This window comes from Gordonia alkanivorans (assembly GCF_004011905.1).
GTDB classification, from domain to species: domain Bacteria; phylum Actinomycetota; class Actinomycetes; order Mycobacteriales; family Mycobacteriaceae; genus Gordonia; species Gordonia alkanivorans.
Genome location: NZ_CP027114.1, coordinates 2,216,333 through 2,238,480, shown reverse-complemented (window position 1 = coordinate 2,238,480; position 22,148 = coordinate 2,216,333). Strand labels below are relative to the sequence as shown.

General features: G+C 68.9%; 21 protein-coding genes. 7 read left to right on the top strand and 14 right to left on the bottom strand.

Annotated elements, in window-relative coordinates:
- Nucleotides 1-34: 34 nt before the first annotated feature.
- Both C5O27_RS09980 and C5O27_RS09975 read left to right on the top strand, forming a co-directional pair.
- Complete coding sequence (locus tag C5O27_RS09980) at nt 35-820, top strand: alpha/beta hydrolase (protein WP_127962616.1); 786 nt, start codon at nt 35-37, stop codon at nt 818-820.
- A 7-nt stretch (nt 821-827) separates the two neighbouring features.
- A complete protein-coding gene (locus C5O27_RS09975) occupies nt 828-1,127 on the top strand; it encodes an MGMT family protein (RefSeq protein WP_127962615.1) in 300 nt (99 codons plus the stop codon).
- A 10-nt stretch (nt 1,128-1,137) separates the two neighbouring features.
- Here C5O27_RS09975 and C5O27_RS09970 read toward each other — a convergent pair whose 3' ends face one another.
- The 8 genes from C5O27_RS09970 to C5O27_RS09935 form a co-directional block, all read right to left on the bottom strand.
- Nucleotides 1,138-1,881, bottom strand: a complete 744-nt coding sequence (locus C5O27_RS09970; RefSeq protein ID WP_006360080.1) for a sirohydrochlorin chelatase — start codon at nt 1,879-1,881, stop codon at nt 1,138-1,140.
- Nucleotides 1,882-1,917: 36 nt separating this feature from the next.
- Nucleotides 1,918-3,108 carry a uroporphyrinogen-III synthase gene (locus C5O27_RS09965; RefSeq protein ID WP_006360081.1) on the bottom strand — a complete coding sequence of 397 codons (1,191 nt, stop codon included), beginning with the start codon at nt 3,106-3,108 and terminating at the stop codon, nt 1,918-1,920.
- Nucleotides 3,105-3,515, bottom strand: coding sequence for a nitrite reductase (NAD(P)H) small subunit (locus tag C5O27_RS09960; RefSeq protein ID WP_006360082.1), 411 nt, complete (start codon nt 3,513-3,515; stop codon nt 3,105-3,107). Before C5O27_RS09960 ends, C5O27_RS09965 begins: the two co-directional genes overlap by 4 nt.
- Nucleotides 3,512-6,094, bottom strand: a complete 2,583-nt coding sequence (gene nirB / locus C5O27_RS09955; protein ID WP_127962614.1) for a nitrite reductase large subunit NirB — start codon at nt 6,092-6,094, stop codon at nt 3,512-3,514. Before nirB ends, C5O27_RS09960 begins: the two co-directional genes overlap by 4 nt.
- A gap of 50 nt (nt 6,095-6,144) precedes the next feature.
- Nucleotides 6,145-7,608, bottom strand: coding sequence for a nitrate/nitrite transporter (locus tag C5O27_RS09950; RefSeq protein WP_127962613.1), 1,464 nt, complete (start codon nt 7,606-7,608; stop codon nt 6,145-6,147).
- A gap of 239 nt (nt 7,609-7,847) precedes the next feature.
- Entirely contained in the window at nt 7,848-8,702 is an 855-nt protein-coding gene (locus C5O27_RS09945; RefSeq protein ID WP_006360085.1) for a TIGR02569 family protein, read from the bottom strand.
- A 59-nt stretch (nt 8,703-8,761) separates the two neighbouring features.
- Nucleotides 8,762-9,958 (bottom strand): adenylyltransferase/sulfurtransferase MoeZ, encoded by a 1,197-nt coding sequence (moeZ, locus tag C5O27_RS09940; protein WP_006360086.1) that lies wholly within the window; start codon nt 9,956-9,958, stop codon nt 8,762-8,764.
- 72 nt (nt 9,959-10,030) lie between these two features.
- Complete coding sequence (locus C5O27_RS09935) at nt 10,031-11,074, bottom strand: DUF3152 domain-containing protein (protein WP_035755133.1); 1,044 nt, start codon at nt 11,072-11,074, stop codon at nt 10,031-10,033.
- 66 nt (nt 11,075-11,140) lie between these two features.
- Here C5O27_RS09935 and fasR point away from each other — a divergent pair, with 66 nt between their 5' ends.
- Nucleotides 11,141-11,821: an HTH-type transcriptional activator FasR gene (gene fasR / locus C5O27_RS09930; protein WP_040004314.1), complete on the top strand. Its 681-nt coding sequence runs from the start codon at nt 11,141-11,143 to the stop codon at nt 11,819-11,821.
- A 102-nt stretch (nt 11,822-11,923) separates the two neighbouring features.
- On the opposite strand, the gene C5O27_RS09925 is transcribed toward fasR, so the two are convergent.
- Complete coding sequence (locus C5O27_RS09925) at nt 11,924-12,154, bottom strand: DUF3107 domain-containing protein (protein ID WP_006360089.1); 231 nt, start codon at nt 12,152-12,154, stop codon at nt 11,924-11,926.
- 113 nt (nt 12,155-12,267) lie between these two features.
- Nucleotides 12,268-12,960, bottom strand: a complete 693-nt coding sequence (locus tag C5O27_RS09920; RefSeq protein ID WP_006360090.1) for a ferritin-like fold-containing protein — start codon at nt 12,958-12,960, stop codon at nt 12,268-12,270.
- Nucleotides 12,961-13,300: 340 nt separating this feature from the next.
- Here C5O27_RS09920 and C5O27_RS09915 point away from each other — a divergent pair, with 340 nt between their 5' ends.
- Nucleotides 13,301-14,968, top strand: a complete 1,668-nt coding sequence (locus C5O27_RS09915; RefSeq protein WP_127962612.1) for a DEAD/DEAH box helicase — start codon at nt 13,301-13,303, stop codon at nt 14,966-14,968.
- Between the two features lie 18 nt (nt 14,969-14,986).
- Entirely contained in the window at nt 14,987-16,261 is a 1,275-nt protein-coding gene (locus tag C5O27_RS09910; RefSeq protein WP_006360092.1) for an Rv3212 family protein, read from the top strand.
- A 10-nt stretch (nt 16,262-16,271) separates the two neighbouring features.
- Here the strand turns inward: C5O27_RS09910 and C5O27_RS09905 are convergent, their stop codons facing one another.
- Together C5O27_RS09905 and C5O27_RS09900 are read right to left on the bottom strand one after the other, a co-directional pair.
- A complete protein-coding gene (locus tag C5O27_RS09905; protein WP_006360093.1) occupies nt 16,272-17,060 on the bottom strand; it encodes a ParA family protein in 789 nt (262 codons plus the stop codon).
- 109 nt (nt 17,061-17,169) lie between these two features.
- The gene (locus tag C5O27_RS09900; RefSeq protein WP_035755124.1) at nt 17,170-17,616 is read right to left on the bottom strand and encodes a hypothetical protein; all 447 of its coding nucleotides are present in this window, start codon (nt 17,614-17,616) and stop codon (nt 17,170-17,172) included.
- 128 nt (nt 17,617-17,744) lie between these two features.
- Here C5O27_RS09900 and C5O27_RS09895 point away from each other — a divergent pair, with 128 nt between their 5' ends.
- Nucleotides 17,745-18,680 carry a diacylglycerol/lipid kinase family protein gene (locus C5O27_RS09895; protein WP_187346535.1) on the top strand — a complete coding sequence of 312 codons (936 nt, stop codon included), beginning with the start codon at nt 17,745-17,747 and terminating at the stop codon, nt 18,678-18,680.
- Here the strand turns inward: C5O27_RS09895 and C5O27_RS09890 are convergent.
- On the bottom strand, nt 18,599-19,837 hold the full coding sequence (locus C5O27_RS09890) for an MFS transporter (protein ID WP_006360096.1): 1,239 nt from the start codon (nt 19,835-19,837) through the stop codon (nt 18,599-18,601). The two genes, C5O27_RS09895 and C5O27_RS09890, sit on opposite strands and share 82 nt — an antisense overlap.
- 445 nt (nt 19,838-20,282) lie before the next feature.
- On the opposite strand from C5O27_RS09890, the gene C5O27_RS09885 reads away from it, so the two are divergent.
- Nucleotides 20,283-20,537 (top strand): WhiB family transcriptional regulator, encoded by a 255-nt coding sequence (locus C5O27_RS09885; protein WP_004023450.1) that lies wholly within the window; start codon nt 20,283-20,285, stop codon nt 20,535-20,537.
- Nucleotides 20,538-20,637: 100 nt separating this feature from the next.
- Here C5O27_RS09885 and C5O27_RS09880 read toward each other — a convergent pair whose 3' ends face one another.
- Nucleotides 20,638-22,143 (bottom strand): sensor histidine kinase, encoded by a 1,506-nt coding sequence (locus C5O27_RS09880; protein WP_035755120.1) that lies wholly within the window; start codon nt 22,141-22,143, stop codon nt 20,638-20,640.
- Between the last annotated feature and the right edge of the window lie 5 nt (nt 22,144-22,148).

Here is a 22,148-nt window from a genome sequence, read left to right as displayed (position 1 = left end):
GGCTCGCGACCCGCGCATACGGCAGGATGGACGGGTGACAGCTCTCAACACGTATGTCTTCGGCGGCCGCTCGGCGGAGGGCGACACGGTCCTCGCGATCCACGGTCTCACCGGCCACGGTCGTCGCTGGGAGCCGCTGGCGCAGAACCTGAACGGTGTCCGCATCGTCGCTCCCGATCTCATCGGCCACGGTCGTTCGCCGTGGCGTCCGCCGTGGAGCATCGAGCATCATGTTCGTGCACTGTCCGCCGTGCTCGACGATCACGTCCCGGCCGGGCGGCCGATCGTCATCGTGGGCCACTCGTTCGGCGGTGCACTGGCGCTACACCTGGCCAACCGCCGGCCGGACGCCGTCAAGGGGCTCGTCCTCCTCGACCCCGCCCAGGGCCTCGACCCCGAGTTCGCGCTCCAGGTCGCCACCGACAGTCTCGACAACTGGGACTACGCGAGCGCCGACGCCGCACGCTCGGCCAAACGCGCCGAGGGCTGGGCGGACGTGCCCGACGACATCCTCGAGGCCGAGCTCACCGAGCACCTCATCCCCCGCCCGCACGGCCGGGTGGGCTGGCGGGTCAGCGCACCCGCGGCCGCCGCGTCGTGGAGCGAGATGGCCAGGCCCGCAGTCCTACCGCCGCCGGGCGTGCCGACGCACATCGTCGTCGCCGGTCAGGTGCAGCCGCCGTTCGTGCGGCCGGCGTTCCTGGAGGCCTGCGCGAGCGAACGCGGTGACGACGTGACCGTGCACCACGTCGACTGCGCGCACATGGTGCCGTTCCTGGAACCGGAATTGTCCGCGTCGCTGATCCGCTCCCTGCTCTAGGGCCCCGATGGCTACGATCACCGAGGAGCAGGTGGAAGCCGTCCGCGCCCTGGTCGCGGAGATCCCGGTCGGTCAGGTCAGCACCTACGGCGACCTGGCCGGCGCGGCCGGGTTGTCCAGCCCCCGTATCGTCGGCTGGATCATGCGCACCGACACCGCCGACCTCCCGTGGCATCGGGTCGTCCCCGCGAGCGGCCGTCCCGCACCTCATCTCGCGAACCGTCAGCTCGAACGGCTTGCCGCGGAGGGCGTTCCGATCGTCGGCGGACGAATCCGGTTGCGTGAGTGCCGGTGGGCCATCCCCTAGCGCCGACGGGTCAGACGAGGCGCGGCACCGGGGTTCGTCGGTACGGGCTGATCGCGGCACGCATGCGCGTGACGATGAGGTCGACGATGCGCGGGTCGGGTCCGAGGGGCGCGGCCACCGCGTCGGCGCCGTAGGTCTCGAGCCGCTGGTGGAACAGTCCCGGCGCGAGCAGGTAACTGGCGACCACGACGCGGCGTCCGGTGCGGCGCGCCCTCTCGATCGCCTCGGGCACCGACGGTTGCGCGGTCGTGATGAACCCGACCTCCACGCGGCCGCCGATCAGCGACTCGAGTTGCCGTGCAGCCAGATGCACCTGGCCGCAAGCACTCTGATCCGACGATCCGGCGGCGGCCAGGACCACCGCGTCGCCCGGTTCCCAGCCGGCCTCGGCGAGTCGGAGCCGCGCCACCGCGGCGATCGACGGGTCGGGGCCGAGCGCACGGGTCACGACGGTGTCGGTTCGACCCCCCAGAGCGACGTGTTCGGGGATGTCCTTGCGAACGTGGTACCCCGATGCGAGGAAGGCCGGCACCAGGACCGCGGGCTTGTCGAGATCGGCGATCACCTCACTGGGCGTCGGTCCGAGCACGTCGACGAAGGCGGTACGGGTGAGCCCGATCCGCGCGCCAACAGCCTCGGCGATCTCGGCGATCACGTTGACGCCGTGCGGGTTACGGGTGCCGTGGGCGACCAGCACCGGACTGACGTCGCGCAGGCGGTCGCCGTGCGGGAGCCGGACGTGGTTGTCTCGCATGTGTCCTCCCCTGGACCTGGTCATTGTCTTCGGCAGTCATTCGTCTTCGGCGTCGTACTCGAGGTCGACGGCCAGGCGGTAACCGCGTTTGACGACGGTCTGGACCATCTTCGAATCCCCCAGCGCCGCACGGAGTCGCGCGACCGCGACCTCGACGGCGTGGGTGTCGGAACTGTCGCCGGGCAGCACGGCGAGCATCTCCTGCCGCGACACCACCCGACCGGGATTGCGGGCGAGCAGTTTCAACAGCAGCAGGCCCGTCGCCGACAGGTCCTTCAGCTCGCCGTCGACGACGACGGCCTGCCCGCGGATCGCGGTGTCGTGTCCGGCGACTCGCAGCACGTGGGCGCGGCGCGGGAGTTCGTCGGTGATCAGGCGCGCGAGCGCGCCGAGCCGGAACCGGCGCGGATACGTCGTCGGGATCTGCAGCGCCTCCAGCGGACTCGCGGTCACCGATCCCACACACATCACCGGGACCGCGGTGCGCAGTGCGTGCACGAACTGCTGCAGCTTGCCGAGTTCCTTGGCGCGGGTGAGGATCGACGCCGCCGCCGGCGCACTGGTGAAGGTGATCGCGTCGAGGTCACCGCGCAGCACCTGCGCGATCATCTTGTCGATGCGCGCCACGTCGGGATGCATGTTCCAGCGGTAGACCGGGATCGGCACGACCACGGCGCCCGCGGCCCGCAGGACGGTGCAGAAGTCCGGCAGCGGTTCCCATTCGCTCGTCGCGCCGTGCAGCTGGACGGCGATCCGCACACCCTCGACGCCCTCGGCGAGCAGGTGGTCGAGCACCTCCGAGGAGGACTCGCTCTCCGGCGACCACTCCTCGCGCAGTCCCGCGGCGCGGATGGCGCCCTTCGCCTTGGGACCGCGCGCGATCAGCCTGCTCTGCGACAGCGAACGCAGCACGTCCTCGGCGTTGCCCCAGCCGTCGGCCGCCTCGATCCAACCGCGGAAACCGATGCCGGTGGTCGCCACCATGATCTGCGGCGGCGAGGCGATGATCTCCTCGGTCACCCGCTCGAGTTCGGTGTCGTCGACGAGCGGCAGGATGCGAATCGTCGGAGCCTGGACCACCCGGGCACCGCGTCGTTCGAGCAGTGCGGCGAACTCCTCGGCACGACGCGCCGCGGTGATGCCGATGGTGAATCCGGTCAGTGGTAGCGGGTCGGCGGGCAACGGGTCCGGGTCGGTCGGGTCACCGGGAAGATTGATGGCGTTCACGCGGGAAAGAACACCTCGACGATCCGCTCGACGACGCGCACGCCGTAGCTCGGCACGGAGACCGATTCGTCGTCCAGGCAGACGCCGGTCCGCAGTGCGAACACCTGCTTGCCCAGCGGCGAGGCGACCGTCGGCTCGCCGGCGCGGTCCCCGGTGAGTCCGCGCGAGAGGACCGCGGCGCGGCCGAACGGGTCGATGTTGCCGATGGCGTACAGGCGGGAACGGCCGGGTGCGGCCTCGCGGTCGGTCTCGGCGGCCGGCAGGCGGAACAGCGCCGCCTGCTCACCGCGCGGACCGAGCACCGCGACGCCGCGGCCGACGATCAGGTCGTCGATCGGGCAGGCCCGCATCCAACTCCCCTCGACCGTCCCGGGCATCTGCCCGGTCTCGTCTGGTGCGATGGTCATGTCGGCACTCCTTCCTTCACCGGCGCCGCGTCCGCAACCGGCCCGGTGTCCGCGTCCGCTCCCGGACGCACCTGCGGCATGTCGAGCAGCACCGGCACCTTACGTTCGTATTCGGCGAACCGGATGGTCGGGTCGACCACGTCGGGTGCGTTCACGAACGACACGAACCTCTTCAACTTGTCCTCGTCGTCGAGCACCGCCGCCCATTCGTCGGTGTACCCGGCCACGTGCCGGGCCATCGCGTCCTCGAGTTCGGCGGCGAGCCCCAGGCTGTCGTCGCAGACGACGGCCTTGAGATGGTCCAGACCGCCGTCGAGCGACTCCAGCCACGGGGCTGTGCGCTGCAGTCGGTCGGCAGTCCGGATGTAGAACATGAGGTACCGATCAATGTAGGCGACCAGCGTGTCGTCATCCACTCCGCTGGCCAGCAGCTGCGCGTGCTTGGGACTCTGACCGCCGTTGCCGCCGACGTAGAGGTTCCAGCCGTTCTCGGTGGCGATGACGCCGACGTCCTTGCCGCGGGCCTCCGCGCATTCGCGGGCGCATCCCGAGACGCCGAACTTGATCTTGTGCGGCGACCGCAGACCCCGGTATCGCTTCTCGAGGAAGACCGCCATGCCGACCGAATCCTGGACGCCGTAGCGGCACCAGGTGGAGCCGACGCAGCTCTTCACCGTGCGAAGGCTCTTGCCGTAGGCGTGACCGGACTCCATCCCGGCGTCGACGAGGCGCCGCCAGATCTCGGGCAGCTGGTCGACGCGGGCGCCGAACAGGTCGATGCGCTGGCCGCCGGTGATCTTGGTGTACAGCCCGTAGTCGCGGGCGATCTCGCCGATGACGATGAGCTGCTCGGGCGTGACCTCGCCGCCCGGCATGCGCGGCACCACCGAGTACGAGCCGTTCTTCTGCATGTTCGCGAGGAAGTGATCGTTGGTGTCCTGCAGGGCGGCCTGCTCGCCGTCGAGAATGTGATCGCTCGACGTGGAGGCGAGGATCGAGGCGACGGTCGGCTTACAGATCTCGCAACCCAGGCCGGTGCCGAAGCGGTCGATGAGTTCGGAGAAGGTCCGGATGCCGGTGACGGCGACGATCTCGAACAGCTCGGCGCGCGACTGGGCGAAGTGATCGCACAGCGACGTGCTGAGCTCGACGCCCGACGCGGAGAGGAGCTGCTTGATGCTCGGCAGGCAGCCGCCGCAGGTGGTGCCGGCCGAGGTGCAGCCCTTGATCGCGGCGATGTCGCAGGCGCCGTCGGCGATGGCCGAGCAGATCGAGCCCTTCGACACCCCGTTGCAGGAGCAGATCTCGGCATCGTCGGGCAGCGCGTCCATGCCGACGCCGGTGCCGCCCTCGGGAGCGATCAGGGCAGCGGGGTCGCCGGGGATCTCGCGACCGATCATCGGCTTGAGCAGCGCGTAGGCCGAGGCATCCCCGACGAGGATGCCGCCGAGCAGGGTCTTCGCGTCGTCGCTGACGACGATCTTGGCGTAGCGGCCCGCGACCGCGTCGTGGTACGTGATCTCGAGCGCGTTCTCCGTGGTCGCGAACGCGTCTCCGAAGCTGGCGACGTCGACACCTAGCAGCTTCAGCTTGGTCGACAGGTCGGCGCCGGGGAAGGTCGACGATCCGCCGAGCAGGCGGTCGGCGACGACCTCGGCCGTCGAATAGCCGGGCGCGACGAGTCCGTAGCAGCGACCCTCGACCGCGGCGACCTCACCGATGGCGAAGATGTGCTCGTCGTCGGTGACGCAGTTCGTGTCGACGAGGACACCGCCGCGCTCCGCTACCGCCAGGCCCGCGTCGCGGGCGAGCTGATCGCGGGGTCGGACACCGGCCGAGAAGACGACCAGCGAGGCGTCGATCAGCGATTCGTCCGAGAGCGTGACACGCAGGCCACCGTTCTCGCCGTCGGCGATCTCCGAGGTGCCGACGCCGGTATGGACCTCGAGACCGAGGTCGGTGACGAGGTTCTTCAGGATCGCCCCGCCGCCGGCGTCGACCTGCATCGGCATGAGCCGCGGTGCGAACTCGACCACATGCGGCTTGAGGCCCATCAGTTTCAGGGCGTTGGCCGCCTCGAGCCCGAGCAGGCCACCGCCGACCACGACGCCCGTCGCACCCGGGCCGGCCGTGTCGGCGGCCGCCCGGATGTCGTCGAGGTCGTCGAGCGTGCGGTAGACGAAACACTTGGAGTTGTCGTGCCCCGGCACCGGCGGCACAAAGGCGTAGGAACCCGTCGCGAGAACGAGTGCGTCGTAGTCGATCTCGCGTCCCGCGGAGGTCACCACCCGACGCAGCGCCCGATCGAGGCCGGTGACGGTCTCCCCCAGATGGGTGACGACGAGATCGTCACCGTCGTAGGTATTGCCGTCCAGCGCGAGCGAATCGCGCTGCCACGCACCGACGTAGGAGGACAGACCCACGCGGTCGTAGGCCGGATCGGCTTCCTCGCTGACGATCTCGACGCGCCACCGGTTGTCGGTGTCACGCTTGCGCATCTCCTGCACGAAGCGGTGGCCGACCATGCCGTGACCCACCACGACGACGGTGTTGCGGCCGGTGCTGGTCTCGCTGCTCATTGTCTACTCCCTGTGCCTTGCCTGTTGATCGGGTTGCGCCGCGGGTGAACTCAGGCCAGCGCTTCCTTGGTGACCGGCTCGCCGGTGCCGGCGGTGGTGCCTGCGGTCTCCGCGACCGGCAGGTCGGTGGTCTCGCCGACGACGATCGGGCGTCGTGCGTAGAACCACCAGGTGACCACCGCGGCCACCACATAGAAGGTGAGGAACACCCAGAATGCCTGCGTCGCCGACTGATTGGACTTGTAGCTGGACCGCAGCACCAGGTTGATGCCGACACCGCCGAGGCCGCCGGCCGCACCGGCGATGCCGATGAGCGCGCCGGACATGCTGCGCGACCAGGTGGACTTGCCGAAGGCGTTCAGACCCGACAGCGTCTGCGCCTTGTGCTCCCAGATCGTCGGGATGATCTTGTAGACCGAACCGTTGGCGATCCCGGAGATCAGGAACAGCAGGATGAAGCCGGTGATGAAGGCCCCGAGGACACCGCCGCTGATCACCTTCCCGTTGGCGTCGGCCGACATACCGGCGATCACGAGGATCGACGCCGACGCGGCCATCGCGATGAAGCAGTACAGCGTCACCTTGCCGCCGCCGATACGGTCGGCGAGCTTGCCGCCGTAGGGGCGGGCCAGCGAGCCGAGAAGCGGTCCGATCCAGGCGATCTGCGCCGCCGCGAGGGCGGGCTTGGAGGCGCCGGCAGAGGTGAAGCTGATGTTGAGGACCTGGCTGAACGCGAAACCGAAACCGATGAACGAGCCGAAGGTGCCGATGTAGAGCAGGCAGATGAGCCAGGTGTCGCGGTACTTGAGGCAGTCGATCATCGCCTTGCCGCTGGCGGTCTGATGGTCGAGGTTGTCCATGTAGATCGCCGCGCCGATGCCCGCGACCGCAAGTGCCACCAGGTAGATCGCGCAGACGATCTCGGGCTGGTCGGCGAAGAGCCAGATGACCAGCAGTCCGATGACCTGGACGACCGGGACGCCGATGTTGCCGCCGCCGGCGTTGAGGCCCAGCGCCCAGCCCTTGAGTCGCTGCGGGTAGAAGGCGTTGATGTTGGTCATCGAGGAGGCGAAGTTGCCGCCGCCGAAGCCGGTAATGGCCGCGACCGCGAGGAACCAGCCGAACCCGAACTCGCCCGGGTTCATCATCAGCATCATCGTCAGGCCCGTCGGGATGAGGAGCACGATGGCGGAGAAGATGGCCCAGTTGCGTCCACCGAACTTCGCGGTGGCCTGGGTGTAGGGAATGCGCAGGCACGAGCCGACGAGGGTCGCGGTCGCGGCGATGACGAACTTCTGATCCATGCTGATGCCGTACTCGGGACCCATGAACAGGGCCATCACCGAGAACAGCGACCAGATGGAGAAGCCGACGTGTTCGCAGATCACCGACCAGACGAGGTTGCGCTTGGCGATCGCGGCGTTGCCGTTCTCCCAGGCGACGCGATCCTCCGGGTCCCAGTCGGTGATCGTGTGGTCACGCTTGAGCTGTGTTCTGAGGTCTGCGAAGGCCATTCGTCCCCGTCTTCCGATGCTTGGTGGTCACTGCACGAGCAGTGCGGGCTGTCTTCTCGACACGACAGCGAACTGTCATATCGGACGCCGACACCTGTGTCGTGCGACTGAGACCAAGCATCCCGGGGGCGTGTTGCGCGGATTTTCCGCGAGGTGACCGGACCGTCACGTTGTTCTCACTTCACCCCAAGGGCCCTGTGAGAACTCCGACAAACTCAGATCGGGGCTGTGAGCTGCGGTTATACGAGCAAACGTACCAGCTCGACGACCCGCTGCAACCCGGGCAGTGCGCCGGCGGTCGAGCGCGGGTGCAGCGCGTGGACGGCCAGACGGAACATCGTCGCCCGCAGCATCATCTGCGGCCACTCCGGCTGATCAGACCACCGCTGGATGAGTTCGGTGTCGGCGCCGCCCCAGGCGAGGGCGTCGACCACCGCGACCGCGGCCGCCCACGGAGCAGGTCGCCAGTACGGGACGATGTCGGTGATGCCGGGCGCCGCGGCACCGGCGAAGAGCACGGTGCCGAACAGGTCGCCGTGCACGACCTGGGACGGCAGGTCGACCGGCTTGCGAAGCTTCGCAAGGGTTCTCAGCATCTCGACGCTCTGCACCCCGTCGGGTGCGGTCGGCTCGGCCATGCCCGCGGCACGGGCCGAGCGCAACGGGACCTCCTCCCACGCGGCGCGGTCGGCGGCAGTGAAGACGTCGACGTCGGTGTGCGGCGGCGCGGGCGGCTGCAGCAGGAAGCGCGGACGTTCGAGGGTTGCGGTCGCCTCGTGCAGGCGGTCGGCGACGAGGACCACTTCGTCGTGGCGCGGCTCGGGTGTTCCGGCGATGTAGGTGTCGGCACGCCAACCCGAGACGACGTAGCGGCCGTCGGTGGCGCGGAACGGGCGTGCGATCCGCATGCCCTCGACGTAGAGCGTCTCGCGGACGGCGGCCGACCAGGCGGCGCGCGCGTGGTCGGGCACGAGCGACAGCACGACCTCACCGACGCGCCAGCCACCGATCCATGATTCGCCCATGGCGACGGGCGGATGGGAGGTGAGCCCGAACGTGTTCAACACGTGTTCGGGCGGCTCGACGGTATTCACCAGGCCAGATTACCGAGCGCAGGTGACCGATTCGAGAAGGCACGCGGTGGGAACGGCGGTCAGTAGACCGGCAACGTCTTGTCGACCTGGTTGGCCCAGGCGGTCACCCCGCCCTGCAGGTGCGTGGCGTCGGCGAAACCGGCCCGCTTGAGTGCGGCGAGTGCCTCGGCCGACCGGATGCCGGTCTTGCAGTAGAGGACCGTAGGGCGATCCTGCGGAACCTTCGCCAGGCCCTCGCCGGAGAGGATCTCGCCCTTCGGGATCAGGGTCGCGCCCTCGATCCGGACGATGTCCCACTCGACCGGTTCACGTACGTCGATGATCGCGAGCTTCTCCCCCGCGTCGATCCTCTGCTTGAGTTCGGCGGCGGTGAGCGTCGACCCGGCCGCGGCGTCGGAGGCCTCGCTGGAGACCACACCGCAGAAGTCGTCGTAGTCGATGAGGCCGGCGATGCGCTCGCCTTCCGGGTCCTTGCGGATCTTGATGGTCCGGTAGGTCATGTCGAGGGCGTCGTAGACCATGAGGCGGCCGAGCAGCGGCTCGCCGATGCCGCAGATGAGCTTGATGGCCTCGGTACCCATGATCGATCCGATCGAGGCGCACAGGATGCCGAGGACACCGCCCTCGGCGCACGACGGCACCATCCCGGGCGGCGGGGCCTGCGGGTAGAGGTCGCGGTAGTTGATGCCGCGACCGCCGGGGGCGTCTTCCCAGAACACCGACGCCTGACCCTCGAAACGGTAGATCGATCCCCAGACGTAGGGCTTGTGCGCGAGCACCGCGGCGTCGTTGACCAGGTAGCGGGTCGCGAAGTTGTCGGTGCCGTCGAGGATGAGGTCGTACTGCGAGAACAGCTCGATCGCGCCCTCGGGTTCGAGTCGCTGATCGTGGATGTTCACGGTGACGTAGGGATTGATCTCGAGGATCGAGTCCCGCGCGCTCTCGGCCTTCGGGCGCCCGATGTCGGACTGTCCGTGGATGACCTGGCGCTGCAGGTTGGACTCGTCGACGATGTCGAATTCCACGATGCCGATGGTGCCGATACCCGCCGCGGCGAGGTACAGCAGCGTCGGCGAACCGAGTCCGCCCGCGCCGATCACGAGCACCTTCGCGTTCTTCAGGCGCTTCTGCCCGTCCATCCCGACATCCGGGATGATCAGGTGGCGGCTGTAGCGGGCCACCTCTTCGTTGCTCAGTTCGGCTGCCGGCTCCACGAGCGGTGGCAGCGACCCGGTGAGCGACCCTTGCGACGACACGAACGCCTCCAGTATTCGGCGAGTACACGGACTCTTGGCACAACCACCGGAAGGGTCCGCTCATTCCCGGGGTCAGCGCTTGGGGAACGGCCAGGGATTCGGGCGGCAGACGAGCGAGCGGTTGGCCTTCATGTCCGGGTCGAGAGCCATGATCTCGGAGTTGTCGGTGCCGAAGGACTGCTGCATCATCACCGGCGCGAGCGCCCCGTCCTCGCGGCACGGCTCATGCGATGCGTAGCCGAGTCCGTGGCCGACCTCGTGGTTGACGAGGTACTGCCGGTAGGCGATGTCGTCACCCTGATAGGACAGCGCCCCGCGGACCCAGCGGGCCTCGTTGAGGGTCACGCGCTCCTGCGGCGGGTAGTAGCACGAGGTCTCCAGCCTGATCTGGTACCCGCACAGTTCGCGGGTCGTGCCGGTGGAGACCAGGGTGATGCGCAGGTCCGGTTCCCCGCGGTCGATGCGCCGGAAGCTCACGCGCCCGTCGCCGATCCAGCTGCGCGGATTGGCCAGCGTCATGTCGACCATCTTCGCGAAGGTCGGGTCGCCGCCGTAGTCCTGCGGGTTCAGGCCGTTCTCCACCTCGACGGTGTAGGTGTACTCCTGGCCTCCGGTGCCGACCTTCGGTCCCGCGCCGCGCAGCACCCGGAAGGTCTGGCGGCCCTGCGTGGTGAACGGTCCGCCCTGCGGAAGGGTGCCGGCCGGCAGCGCGGCGGCCTGGATGTCGCCGGTCGGCGCACCGATCGGGCGGGTCTCGGTGTTGATGTCGGTGTTGCGGGCAGCCGAGTCCGGGTTGACCGCGGCGGTCGGGGCCAGATCGGAACCGCGCCCGTCCTGGATGGTCACCACGATCAGCGCGATCGTGAGAACCGTGAGGACCGGGATGGCGTAGGCGCGCCAGCCGTACGTCGAGACGAAGCGGCCGAGCGACGACTGCTTCTTGTACTCGGGCTGTGCCTCGCGGTCGACGCGGGGACGGCCGCTGTCATCGGTCGGGTCCCAGCGCGCCCGAAGCGGCTGGTCCGGCTTGGGGCGTCCCGACGATCTCGGGCCGACATCCTTGGTGCGCACCGGTCCCTGATCAAGGCCGGTGCCACCATCCTCTGCGCGGCTCACGGGACAACTTTCTCACAGCGGACCGCAGATACTGCGCAGGAAGGTCTCCCGAGTACGATCTTCGCCATGTCGACCGCAACCAACGCGTCCTCGGTTCCCGGACGCAGTACGCGCCTGCCTCGCAGCGCACGGCGCATGCAGTTGCTCGATGCGGCCAGTGAGATCTTCGTCGAACGCGGCTACCACGCCGCGGGGATGGACGAGATCGCCGTGCACGCGGGAGTGAGCAAACCCGTCCTGTATCAGCATTTCCCGTCGAAGCTGGACCTCTACATCGCGGTCGTCGACTCGCATGCCGAGAAGCTGGTCAGCGACGTGAACACCGCCCTGCGCACCACCACCGACAACCGGAAGCGCGTCCGTGCCGCCGTCGAGGCCTTCTTCGACTTCATCGACCAGGACAACTCCGGCTACCGGCTGATCTTCTCCTCCGATGCCTCCGACCCCGCGGTCATCCGCCGCGTCGAAGGTGCCACCGAGGCCTGCGTGGACGCAGTGTACGGCCTGGTCATGCACGATTCCGGTCTCGATCCGTACCGCTCCCGCATGCTCGCCTCCGGGCTCGTCGGGGCCAGCCAGGTCAACGCGCGCTACTGGCTCGAGGCCAAGCGTCCCGTGGACAAGCAGACGGCCGTCGACACCACCGTCGCGTTGCTCTGGGGCGGTCTGTCCCACTTCCCGCGCCAGGCCGCACCGCAGACCGACGCGGAGACCCCGGCGGAGGACACCGACTCCGGTCAGTCCTGAACTCAGACGACAGACCCAGACCTACGACAAGGGTCCGGTGCGACCTTCGCGAGTGATCGCGAGGTGCGCACCGGACCCTTGTTCGTTGGTCTGTGTCCCGCCTCAGGAACCGAACCCGACGCGACGGTTCTCCGACGCCCCGACCTCGACGTAGGCGATCTTGGTGACCGGGATCAGGTAACGGGCGCCCTTCTCGTCCACCAGGGCCAGCAACTGCTGCTTGCCGCCGAGTGCCGCCTCGACCTCGGCATAGGCCTTGTCGCTGGTCAGCGACGTCGCGACGGTCAGCTCACGCGGGCTGTCGGTGATGCCGATCTTCACTTCCACGGCCATGTGCCGCCCTCCTCCGGTGTCAACAACGCTTGCCGCACAAGGCTAGTCCAGCGGTCACGGGACCGGACAGCCGCTCCGCTGACAGCGAAAAAGCAAGGGAACGAGCGGATTGGTCAGCCGAGACCGAGATCGGCCATGCGCTCGCCGTGTTTGGCCGCGACCGCGTCGAAGAAGTGGGCGACCCCCGACAGCGAGGAGCCCCCGGAGAACAGCAGATCGGTGACCTCCTCCTCGGCCGCGAGCACCCACTGCGCATGGGTGATGGCCTCGCCCAGCAGACGGCGCCCCCACAGGACCAGCGCGGACTTGATCGACGGATCGGCCTCGACGGCCGCCCGGACCTGCTCGCGGGCGAACGCCGAGTTGGCGGTCTCCGCCATCACCTCGGCCATCACGGTGCGCGAGTCGGGCGGGAGCATGTCGGACAGCTCGACGTAGAAATCGGAGGCCAGACCGTCACCGACGTAGGCCTTGACCAGCGCCTCGTACCAGGTCTTCGGGGTGGTGGCCCGGTGGTACTGGTCGAAGACCGACCGGTACCGTTCCACCGCCTCGGCGGCGGTGAGGCCCGTCATCGTCTCGACCCGCTCGGCGAGGCGGTCGAAGTGGCCGACCTCGGAGGCGGCCATCCGCGCGATCGCGATCTTGCTGGGCACGTCGGGAGCCATCGCCGACTCCTCGATGAGCCGATGGAAGGCGGCGAACTCGCCGGCCAGCAGCACCGCGAACAGCTTCCCGACCACGCGGTCCTGGGTCTCGATCGCAGCTACCGGGGTGATGTCGGAGGGGTCGGGTACAGGCGCCATGAGGTGATGGTAGCGGCCTCTCCGGAAGCACCAAGTACACTCGACTTCGGTGCACTCCGACGGGACCCCCCGGCGCCTGCCCGCTGAGCTGCGTGATCATCGCGTGCTCGCCGGCGCGAGCGTGTGGATGCGGCCGATTGGATGTGACGACGCCCCCTCGCGATCTCCTCGCGGGATCGAGACAGCGAGTTCCTCGCCGGATCGAAGAGTCCGTCTCACGACACCTCGGTCGAATCCCCGGTGCCACCACGACATTTGCGCGCGCACTTTCGAGCTTTTTCCTCGTGCGCGCAGGAATCACACGCGCGCAAGAGACTGGCCAGAAAGGCAACACACGCATATGAGCGATTCGGCCGTGCAGACGACCATCGTCGACGAAACCCACACCGCCCCCACCTTCGCCGAACTCGGCGTGGACGAGCGCATCGTCTCGGCACTCGCCGACGACGGCAAGACCCAGACGTTCGCCATCCAGGAACTGACCCTCCCCCTCGCCATGGGCGGGGACGACCTCATCGGTCAGGCCCGTACCGGCATGGGCAAGACCTACGGCTTCGGCATCCCGCTGCTCCATCGCCTCGCCAACGCCGAGGCAACGGGTGTCCGCCCCCTCGACAACACCCCTCGCGCGCTGATCATCGTGCCCACCCGCGAACTCTGCGTGCAGGTCACCAGCGACCTCGAGATCGCCGCCCGCAAGACCGACGTCACCCTTGCCCCCGGCGCCGGGAGCGGAGCGAGCGGGCCGAAGGACACTGTCACCAACCGCATGCTGAAGATCACCTCGATCTACGGCGGCCGCCCCTACGAGGCGCAGATCGCCGAACTGCAGTCCGGCGTCGACGTCGTTGTGGGCACCCCGGGCCGCCTCCTCGACCTCGCCAAGCAGGGACACCTCGTGCTCGGCAAGGTCTCGATCCTCGTCCTCGACGAGGCCGACGAGATGCTCGACCTCGGCTTCCTGCCGGACATCGAGCGGATCATGTCCGCGCTGCCGACGCCGCGTCAGACGATGCTCTTCTCGGCGACCATGCCCGGCCCGATCGTCACCCTGGCCCGCACCTTCCTGCATCGGCCGACGCACATCCGGGCCGAGAACGCCAACGACTCCGCCGTGCACGACCGCACGAAGCAGTACGCCTACCGTGCTCACGCGCTGGACAAGGCCGAACTCGTGGCCCGCATCCTGCAGGCCGACGGTCGCGGCGCGACGATGATCTTCACGCGTACCAAGCGCACCGCCCAGAAGGTCGCCGACGATCTCGCCGAGCGCGGATTCAAGGTGGGCGCCGTGCACGGCGACCTCGGTCAGATCGCCCGTGAGAAGGCCCTCGGCCGGTTCCGGAACGGCACCATCGACGTCCTCGTCGCCACCGACGTCGCCGCCCGCGGCATCGACATCGACGACGTGACCCATGTGATCAACTACCAGTGCCCCGAGGACGACAAGACATACGTCCACCGGATCGGCCGTACCGGCCGCGCGGGCCGCACCGGGATCGCGGTGACCCTCGTGGACTGGGACGAGCTGCACCGCTGGGAGCTCATCGACAAGGCCCTCGGACTCGGCATCCCCGAGCCCGCGGAGACCTATTCCACCTCCGAGCACCTGCACGAGGAGATGTCCATCCCGGACTCGGTCACCGGCCGGATCGTGGCCGCCAAGCCGGCGCGCGACCCGAACGAGACCCGCGAGACGCGCGAGGATCGGGAGCCGCGTAAGCGTTCCACCCGCACCCGTCGTCGTACCCGCGGCGGCCAGGGCGACGATGCCGCAAGCGCCGAGACGACCAAGAGCGAGACCACCAAGAGCGAGACCACCAAGAGCACCACCGACGACGCCGAGGCGAAGACCTCCGGGGACGACACCGCCGAGGGAACCTCGAAGCCGCGTCGTCGCCGTCGCCGTCGGGGCGGCGCCAACCGCGCGACGGCGGGCGAGGGTTCGGGTGCAGGCTCCGACGCGACCCCGGTCGCCGCACAGTCCGCACCGGCCGCAGCCGAGTAACCCACCACGAGTCCACGCGTGGCACGCGTCAAACCGGAGCGGCGCCGGCCGATCGATCTCGCGATCACCGCGACCATCATCGTGCTCGTCGCCGTTGCCGGGCTGATCGCCTGGCTGGTGAGCCCCGTCCGCGGGACGACCAGCGTTCAGGCGCAGTCCACCCCACCCGAGGTCGAACAGCCCGCGGCGGTTCCGGACGCGTTCGCGCCGCGCTGGCAGGCCGCCTCCGACGCCACCGTCGTCCCGGCGATCGCCGATTCGGTGGTGGTGACCGGCGACGGCGGCACCGTCGTCGGACGCGACCCCGCTTCGGGGGACGAACTGTGGTCCTATCGCCGGGACCTCGACCTCTGCGTCGTCGACACCGCCTGGACCGCCAGCACCGACCTCGCGCTCGCGGTCTACCGCAACTCGCGGGGCTGCTCGGAGGTCACCGCTCTCGACGCGAAGACCGGTGCCCGCAAGGGCTCCCGGACCAGTGACGCCGACGACGAGCTCCGGCTGGTCAGCGACTACGGATACGTGGTCGCCCAGGGCTCCGGGCGACTGGAGACGTGGGGTTCGAACCTGGTCCGCGGCATCGAGTACGGCCGCGTGGAGGCACCCGTGCGCCCCGAGGACGAGGCCAAGCGCAAGGACTGCGTCATCTACTCCTCGGCCATCACCGGCGACCGCCTGTCCGTCGTCGAACGCTGTGCCGACGACCCGGGCTACCGGCTGACCGTGCTGGGCGCCCTCCTCGACGACGACGAACGCGTCGAGCAGTACGGTTCGACGCTGATCACCGGCGACGTCAGCGGACCTCCGCCGGTGGTGATCGCGATGTCGTCGACGGGTATCGCCGTCTACGACGGCGGTGCGAGTCCGGCCGAACCACCGGCGCTCGGCGGTGACAGCGGACCGTCGATCCGCCGCTTCGACTCCGAGGGCGTGGCCACCGGCTCGAACACCGTCGCCGGGGACGCCATTCCTCCGAAGGACAGCGTCCCGCTCGGGGGCGACGGCGTCGTCACCTACTGGACCGGCAAGGCCACCGTGGTGCTGGATGCGCAGAGCCTCAAACCGATCTACCAGGTACCGGCGACACTCGGCCCCGGTGAGGTGATGGCGGGGCAACTCCTGCTGCCGAGTGCGTCCGGGATCAGCGTGCGCGACGTGGCCGGTGGACGTGAGATCCGGTCGATCCCACTCACCCGCAGCACCGCACCGGACGGGGTGGTGAGCCTGCGGGTCATCGGCGAGATGGTCGTCGAACAGCGCGGCACGACGGTCGAGGCCTTCGGACCGGCCTGACGTCGTCCCCTCAGAAGTCGAGGGTCCGCACGTCCTCCCCCGCGTCCCAGTGCTTCCACAGGTTCTCCGCGAGTTCGCGATATGCGGTGGCGCCCTTGTTCTTTCGTCCCCGCATGACCGAGGCACCGGAAGCCGACGCCTCGGCGAAACGGACCGTGCGCGGGATCGGCGGGTTCAGCACCGGAAGGTCGTAGCGATCGGCGACGTCGGCGAGGACGTCGCGGCTGTGCGTGGTCCGCGCGTCGAACAGCGTCGCCACCGCACCCAGCATCGTGAGGTCGGGGTTGGTGATCTGCTGGACCTCGCGGACGGTGCGCAGCAACTGCCCGACACCACGGTGGGCGAGCGTCTCGCACTGCAGCGGGACGATCACCTCGTCGGCCGCGGTCAGACCGTTGAGCGTGAGCACGCCCAGCGACGGCGGGCAGTCGACGATGATGACGTCGAAGTCCTGCCCGACCTCGGCGAGTGCCCGCTTGAGTGCGTACTCACGTCCCGGCCGCATCAGCAGCAGCGCCTCGGCACCGGCCAGGTCGATGGTGGCGGGCAGCAGCGTCACCTTGTCCTCGGTGTCGAGGAGTACGTCGGCGATCTCCTCGTCGCCCAGCAGCACATCGTGCACCGAGGACTCCAGTTGATCGGGATCATGGCCGAGGGAGAAGGTGAGACAGCCCTGCGGGTCGAGGTCGACGACGAGGACCGACACGTCGAGGTCGGCAAGTGCGGCTCCGAGGGACTCGACCGTGGTGGTCTTGGCGACCCCACCCTTCTGATTGGCAATCGCAAGGATGCGCGTCATGTGCCCTACTGTACGGGCGCCCGCCCGGGCGTCGACATATAAGAGTCAGGGTTGCGGTAACAACTGGGTCAACTGATCGGGATGCCCGATCCCGCGACCGGTGAAGGGCTCAGTGGTCGGGCTCGAGATCCCCGGCGAGCCACCGCACGGCGGCCGGGCTGAACAGCATCACCAGCCCCGCGATCGCCGCGAGTGCCAACGGCACGCTGAACACCGGCCAGCCGCTGGTGTACAGGTAGTACGCGACCGGAAGCAGCAGGATCTGGGCGACCATCGCGATCGATCGACCCCAGCGCCGACCCGCCAACAGGGCCACGCCGCCGACGAGGACGCCGCCACCGATGATCCCGAACCAGATGGCGGTGCCGTAGCCGCTGATGGCCGTCTCCTCGTGTCCGGCGAGTCCGCGGATCACCAGGATCACCGCCACCGCGACGCCGACCAGGCCTTCCACGGTGGTCACCGCGCCGGCCACCTTGATCTGGGTGGGCGTCACCGACGGATCGACGTCGATCTCAAGCCGGTCCTGCTCCGGGCGGTCCTTCTCCGTGCTCACGCGTCCAGGGTATTCGGCGCCGGTCGGGCGGTGGCCGCGCACCCCACGGGCCCCCTCCCGGCACCGGGACGCAGGGCGGATTGCGCGCTTGGGCCACCTACCCCATATCCTCGGGTGTCGTGCGCGTCATGCTCATCGTCAACCCCTTCGCCACCGCGACCAGTCCGGCCGGGCGCGATGCTCTCGTGCACACACTGAGCGCTCACTTCGACCTCGACGTCGAGCTGACCACCCACCGTGGGCATGCCTTCGACCTCGCCGCCCGTGCGGCCGCCGAGGAATTCGACACGGTCATCGTCCACGGCGGCGACGGCTCGGTGAACGAGGCCACCAACGGCCTCCTCGATCCCCCGGGGACGAGCGATCCCGCGAGGCGCCGGCCGAGTCTGGCCGTCATCCCGGGCGGCAGCGCGAACGTCTTCGCGCGCACCCTCGGCATCGACCCCGACCCGCTGCTCGCGACCCAGCAGATCATCTCGCTCCTCGACGCCGGGGAGAGCCGTCGAATCGGCCTCGGTCACACCGACGACCGCTGGTTCCTGTTCAACACCGGCATGGGCATGGACGCCGTCGTGGTGCACGCGATGGAGGACAAGCGGCATGCGGGCAAGGCCGCCACGCCCGCCCGGTATCTGTGGACCACCGTCAGCAGCTTCCTCAAGCAGGCCGGCAGCTCGGCGACGTTCGACGTCGAGATCCCCGGCCGCGACCGGATCGTCGGCGCCCGTTTCGGTTTCGTCTCCAACACCAGTCCGTGGACCTATCTCGGGCCGCGCGAGATCCGCACCAATCCGACCACCGGTTTCGACACCGGACTCGGCGTGTTCGTGGCGACGTCGACCGGGGTCCTGCGCAACCTCCCGCTCGCCACGCGGCTGCTGACCCAGGCAGATCCCAAGGCACACCACCTCTTTCGCGACGACGACGTCGACGAGGTCCGGTTCATCGCGGAGGCCCCGATCGACGTGCAGATGGACGGCGACTACATCGGTGCGTTCCGCGACATACGTTTTCGCCATCGGCGCGACGCCCTGACCGTCATCGCACCCGCCGCCACCGCATAGGGCGACGCGGCGATCGCGAACAACGCCGCCGGCCCCAGATGTACCGATCCCGCAGCCCATCCGGCGAAGGCGAGGATCGCGACCACCTCCTCCCCCACGCCCGCGATCGACGTGACCGTCGCCCGCGACGCGGAGTCCAGTCGGTCCTGCAGAGCGGCGTCGGCGACGACCAGCGCCCACCCGAAGATCCCGAACGCGACGGCCACGCCGACGACACCGGCCGGGTGACCCCACAGCGCGGCCACGATCAGCACCGATGCGCCGAGTCCCACCGCGGGGCCGATCGCAGCGGGATCCCGGACGCGCCGGGCCGCGAGGGAACCGCAGATGTCCCCGGCTGCGACCACGATCATGAGCAGTGCGACAGACTCCGGCGTCGCGACGCCCGACACCGTGCCGCTCAGGAAGGACTCGACCAGCAACGGCAGGTACTCGTCGAGCGCCGCGACCCAGGTCAGGACGACGACCAGGATCAGCAGCCGGCGTGCGGTCGGCTGGTTGCGCAGGTGGTGCAGCCCGCCGCGAAGGATCGCGAACCACCCGACCGGCGGTTCGTCGAGGTCGGCGGTGCCGGCATCCGGCGTCACGTCCGGTCCGGAGCGCCCTACTCCGATCCGGCCCGTCTCCGGTAGTCCTGCGGAGATCAACGCGCAGAGCACGCAGGCCGCGACACTTGCGGTACCGACGGCGGCGTATCCGCCCCACGCGAGGAGTGGCACCGCCAGGGCCGTGCCGCCGATGACCCCGACCGCGGCCGCCGCCCGCATCGCGCCCGAGAGCCGTGCGTAGTCCTGCGACCTGCCGAGATGCGCGAGCTCGTCGTAGACGAGCGCCTGGTTCGTGCCGGATCGCAGCGATCCGCCGATCGCCCACAGCACAAAGCCGGCGGCGAAGGAGAGGAAGGAGGGCGCGTAGGTCCAGAGCGCGAAGCCGGCGCCGGTGACCAGAGGTCCCGCGACCAGTAGGCGGCGTCGCGAGAATCGGTCGGCCAGGATCCCGGTCGGCACTTCGACGATCACCGTCGACAGCGACCAGATCGCGAACAGTGCGCTGATCTCGGCGGCCGTCAACCCGGCCCCGGGAACGGTGGCATCGGCGAACAGAATCACGTAGACCGGGTAGAGCGGTATCAGGTCCTCGAAGAGGGCGGCGCTCACAGCCGCGGCCGTTAATCGCCGTTGTGGACCCGGCCCGTCATGGCCGGATCGGCGTGGTGTGGATCAACATCGTCGACGCATGTGAGCAAGAATACGCGACACGTCACTCCACGTCACGGACTATTTCGGGCCTTGGGAGGGGCGCGAACTGCGGAAACTCATCGACAGTCGTCGGCGAGTGCGCGTAGGCTACTACACGGACGGCGAACCCGCTGTCCGTACCCCCCGTGGGGGCGCCTTCGGCCGAAGTGGTAGGCGCGGGACGTGATGTTGCCCACGTGTTAACCGAGAACCATTGACTTCGGCCGGATTCGTGAAAGTATTCACAAGCAACAACGCGGAAACATTTGGTGCGGCCGCGTGAACTGAGAGTTACCAGCCAAACAATCAGCAAGCAATCAACTAATCGAGTGGTGCGCGGAAACGCGCCTGAAGGAGTAGTGGAATGGACTGGCGTCACAAGGCCATCTGTCGCGACGAGGATCCGGAGCTGTTCTTCCCCGTGGGAACCAGCGGTCCGGCCATCGCACAGGTCGCCGACGCGAAGCTCGTCTGTGCACGGTGCCCTGTCACCGCTGACTGCCTCTCGTGGGCCCTCGAGTCGGGCCAGGATGCAGGCGTCTGGGGCGGCATGAGCGAGGACGAGCGTCGCGCGCTGAAGCGGCGTACCGCGCGTACCCGCACCCGTAGCAGCGTCTAGGCTCATCCGAGCCGGCGTCGCCCGGATTCGAAGAAACCCGGCCACGGCCGGGTTTTTTCGTGTCCGGCAACGGTTCTCACCCCACGGAAGAACTGCGTTCTCAGGAACGCAGCGGAATATGCACTCCGACTTCGGTTCCCAACCCCTCCGGGTTGGGCCGGACGTCGAGCTCGCCACCGAGTTCGATCGACACGAGCGTCTTCACGATCTGGAGTCCGAGGTGATCCGAGGTGGCCAGGTCGAAGTTCTCGGGCAGTCCGGAGCCGTTGTCGCGCACCGCGATACGGAGGTTGCGCACGTCGCGTTCGGCGATGACCGCGATCTCTGCGTCGGATCGGGGCGAACCGTCGAAACCGTGCTCGATCGCATTCTGGATCAGTTCGGTGAGCACCATCACCAACGGCATCGCCAGCTCGGCGGGGAGAACCCCTAGCCGGTCGCGGTGACGCACCGTCACCCGTGACTCGTTGGACGCCACGTCGACCAGGATCGGGACGAGACGGTCGACGACCTCGTCGAGATCGACTTCCTCGTCGACGCTGCCCGACAGCAGTTCGTGAACCAGAGCGATCGACGCGACGCGGCGCACGGCCTCGTTCAGCGCCTCCCGGGCATCGGTGTTGGAGGTTCGCCGGGCTTGCAGGCGCAGCAGCGCCGACACCGACTGCAGATTGTTCTTCACCCGGTGGTGGATCTCCCGGATGGTCGCGTCCTTGCTGATCAACGCGCGGTCGCGCCGCTTGACCTCGGTGACGTCGCGGATGAGCACCACGCTCCCCGACTCCTCACCCTTCGGGCGGAGCGGCACCGCCCGGATGAGGACCGTCGCGCGTCGGGCGTCGGCCTCCACCCGCATGCCGATGTCGCGGTACGGGCCGGTCGGCACCTCGGCCACCCCGGCCGCGATGTCGAGCATCATCGCGACATCGTCGGCCTCGAACGGCTCGGTGACGAGTTGCTTCACCACGTCGGAGAGCCGCGTGTGGTTGAGCTCGGCCGTCCAGCCCATGCGGTGGAACGCCGAGAGCGCGTTGGGGCTCGTGTAGGTGACCGTCCCGGTCCGGTCGAGCCGGATGAAACCGTCACCCGCGCGAGGCGTCGACAATCCCCGCGGATTGCCCTCCTCGTGCGGGAACGTGCCGTCGGCGACCATCTGGCACAGATCGTCCGCCGAGTCCTGGTAGGCGAGCTCCAGGGGCGACGGCAGCCGCGGATGGGTGAGGTCGACGGCGCGGGTCAGCACACCGATCACCGCACCGTCGAAGCCGACCGGGACCGCCTCCTGCCGCATCGCGGTGGCCCCGAACCACGTCGGGTCCTCGTCGCGGAGGACCTTGTCGGAATCGAAGGCGCGGAGCACCTGCGGGTGCACCGCGGTGTCGATGACCCGGCCCACCTCGTCCGTGGGAAAGACGGTCGACGCGGTGTTGGGCCGGCACTGCGCGACGGTGACCACGGCCCCCTCGTCGGTGCGCACCGACAGGAGGAAATCTGCGAAGGAGAGGTCGGCGAGCAACTGCCACTCGGCGACGAGTCGCTGCAGGTGCGCCGCAGCGGCGTCGGAGAGGGTGGTGTGCTCGGCGAGCAGGTCGGCAAGTGTCGACATGGGGT